1 protein-coding gene and 3 pseudogenes are annotated in these 2,845 nt (G+C 69.5%); 1 reads left to right on the forward strand and 3 read right to left on the reverse strand.

Annotation, left to right across the window (positions count from 1 at the left end; all coding sequences use genetic code 11):
- Window positions 1-181: pseudogene (locus JTJ31_RS24260) on the forward strand (IS3 family transposase); the annotation flags it as partial.
- A 17-nt stretch (window positions 182-198) separates the two neighbouring features.
- Here JTJ31_RS24260 and JTJ31_RS24265 read toward each other — a convergent pair.
- The 3 genes and pseudogenes from JTJ31_RS24265 to JTJ31_RS24275 all read right to left on the reverse strand — a co-directional run.
- Window positions 199-369 (reverse strand): annotated as a pseudogene (locus JTJ31_RS24265) (IS630 family transposase); the annotation flags it as partial.
- Between the two features lie 14 nt (window positions 370-383).
- Window positions 384-2,489, reverse strand: coding sequence for a recombinase family protein (locus JTJ31_RS24270; RefSeq protein ID WP_207541314.1), 2,106 nt, complete (start codon window positions 2,487-2,489; stop codon window positions 384-386).
- A gap of 210 nt (window positions 2,490-2,699) precedes the next feature.
- Window positions 2,700-2,845 (reverse strand): annotated as a pseudogene (locus JTJ31_RS24275) (transposase); the annotation flags it as partial.

Below are 2,845 nucleotides of genomic sequence, written 5' to 3' on the forward strand. Positions count from 1 at the left end.
CCGCCTCGGGAAACTGGTGAGCCCCACCCGGCGGCGGGCCTGCGTGGAGCATGTCATGCGCGAGCTTGGCGTGTCGGAGCGCAGGGCCTGCGCGGTGCTGGGGCAACACCGATTGACACAGCGCAAGCAGCCGCAAGGAGCCAGCGACGAGGCCCGGCTGACAGCCGATTTCATTGATCTTATACCAAGTCCTGTTGATCAGAACCCATGGGCCCAGTCTCGAAGGCCGATGGACATGATGCGCCAGGGCTCGGCGATGAGCCTGTTCCAGGCGTGGCAGCAGTGATCGACGATGTCGTCGTGGGCGGCGAAGATACGGTTGGACAGCCAGTTGTCGCGCATGAACTGCCAGACGTTCTCGACTGCGTTTCCATGCTGCCTCTCTATGCCGGGTTCCTGGTGCGGTCCGGGCGTGGCAGTGCGGCCCGGAGTTGGTCGAGTTCGACACCTGTCATTGTCACCAGCCAAATGCGCTGGCCGCCGCAGGTGGCCAGCTTGCCACGCAGGCGGCCCGCGCGCAGCCAGCGGTAGGCGGTGTGGCGGTGTATGCCGAGGCGTTCGGCGGCCTCGTGGAGCGTCCACTCGGCGCCGGGCTGACGTGGCACGGCGCGGCTCCAGATCGGCCTGTTCCTTGTCATGCCGTGGCGGAACATCAGGCGTTGGATCATGCCGGCTTCGAAAGCGGCGCGCTTGGGCGGGTGCCAGCCGGCGGCGTTGAGCCGCCCGGCGATGACGGCGGCCGGGCAACCTTGCCGGCGCAGATCACGGATGATGTCCAGGATCTGCTCGAACCCGCGCAGCTGCTCGAACCGCCGCACGGGCCGGACGATGGCATGGTGGGTCCGCGCGTTGCCGGCCCACTCGCACTCGACCTCGACGTGCTCGCTGACCCCTTCCAGGCGGATGACGACGCGCTCGAGGACGAGCCGGGCAATGGCCTGGCGGTCGTGCTGCGTCGTCGTCGCCGCATGCCAGAGCGCTGGTATGTCCTCGGCAAGTTGACGGATAGCGGCCAACTCCGCCACCTCCAGCCGGGGCGGCTCACGCTCCAGTTCGCGGGCGTTCTCGGCTCTCAGAGCCTCCTCTGCCGCGAGCGCCCCCTCCCATTCCCGCTCGAGGGTGCGCGCCACCAGCCGCATGTCGGGGTCGACCGCCTCGTAGCGCCGCCGCGCCAGCGCGGTCTCGTAGCGCGCCCGCTCCAGGCGTTCGGCCCAGTGCCGCCGCCGCGCGGCACGCTCGAGCTCGACATCCTCGGCCAGCTGCAGGCTGACCTCGACCGCTGGTGGCGTCAGCGCCGCGAGGATCAGCCGGCCAACCGCCTCGTCCACCGGCGCCGCGCTCACCGACTGGCAGCGCGGCCCGGCAAAGGTCACCGCCTCCGCGCTGCACCCGTATCGGGCCTCGCGGCCGTTGTTGTGGTAGGCGAGCGTCATGCGCCGGCCGCATCGGCCACAATGGACGAGGCCGCCGAGCAGGGCATGGCCACCCCGCGGGACACCATCGTGCTTGGCCCGGTTCGCCGCCATCTGCTCCTGGTTACGGGTGTAGGTCTCCCAATCAATGTAGGCCGGCCAGCAGCCCCGCCGCAGCACCGCCCAGCCCTCGGGGGCACGGATGAACCGCCGCCCGCTGTGCGGTCTCCCGGGCAGCACGGCGCGGTGCTCCATCCGGCGACGGCCGTAGACGTAGGCGCCCGCATAGCCGGGGTGGCGGAGCATGTCGGCCACTGTCGCGTGGTTCGGGCGGTTCCACCGCACCTCACCCTTGCATGGGCCAGAGCGCACGCGGTCCGGCAAGGCGATGTCGTGGTCGACGAGATAGGTCAGCACGCCGCGGATCGAGCGGCGCCGCTCGAAGATGTCGAACACGAGCCGGATCACCGAACGGACCCCCTCGTCCGGGTCGAGCGCCACCTCGCCAGAGGGACGCTGCACGTAACCTCGCGGCAGGCCGATCACGAGCTCTCCGCGTGCCGCCTTGGCTCGGCGCCCCTCGAGCATGCGGCCCTTCAGGATGTGGACCTCGGCCTCGCTCATCGTGCCCTTGAGGCCGAGCAGCAGGCGATCATTGTAGGTGCTCGGGTCGTAGAGGCCATCCGCATCCGCAATGAGGGTGTCGAACAGCGCGCAGATCTCGAGCAGCTGGTGCCAGTCCCGGCACGAGCGCGCCAGGCGCGACACCTCGATGCCGAGGATGAGGCCGACATGGCCGAGCCCCACCTCGGCGACAAGGCGCTGAAACCCGGGCCTGTCCAACGTCGACGACGCCGAACGACCGAGGTCATCATCAATGACGAGGACCTGAGCCGGCTGCCAGCCAAGCGCTCGAGCACGGTCGGCCAGCGCGTATTGCAGGCGCGTGGACTCACCGTGCTGCTGGACCTGACGGAGTGTCGACTGGCGGACATAGACGATCGCCTGCCGTTGCCGGTGGCGAGGCCGGATCTTGTCGGACGCAAGGAAGGCAGCACTCGGCAGGATGGGGCTCATCGGCCGCCTCCGCGGCGCTCGAGGGAGCCGCAAGGCGCTGGCGGATGAGCTTGCCGATCAGCACAACAAGCCGGCGCTGCCGATCCCGCGGCAGGTCCTCCCAGCCGATCGCCTCCTGCCTCGGACCGCTCATGGCGAAGCGCCACCCACCGAGCCAGCGCACGCAAGGCACCAACGCCAAGCCGCGGCGCTACAAGAAACTCACATCCAGCGGTCCCATGTCCAGACTTTCTCCATGACGTTCAGCTCGGGGCACTTCGGCGGCAGCGGCAGCAGGCTGATGTTGGCCGGCACCCGGACCCGATCCGACAGATGCCAGCCCGCCTGATCGAGCAGCAGCACGGCGTGCCTGCCAG

It is taken from the genome of Sabulicella rubraurantiaca, from assembly GCF_017355885.1.
GTDB lineage: Bacteria > Pseudomonadota > Alphaproteobacteria > Acetobacterales > Acetobacteraceae > Roseococcus > Roseococcus rubraurantiacus.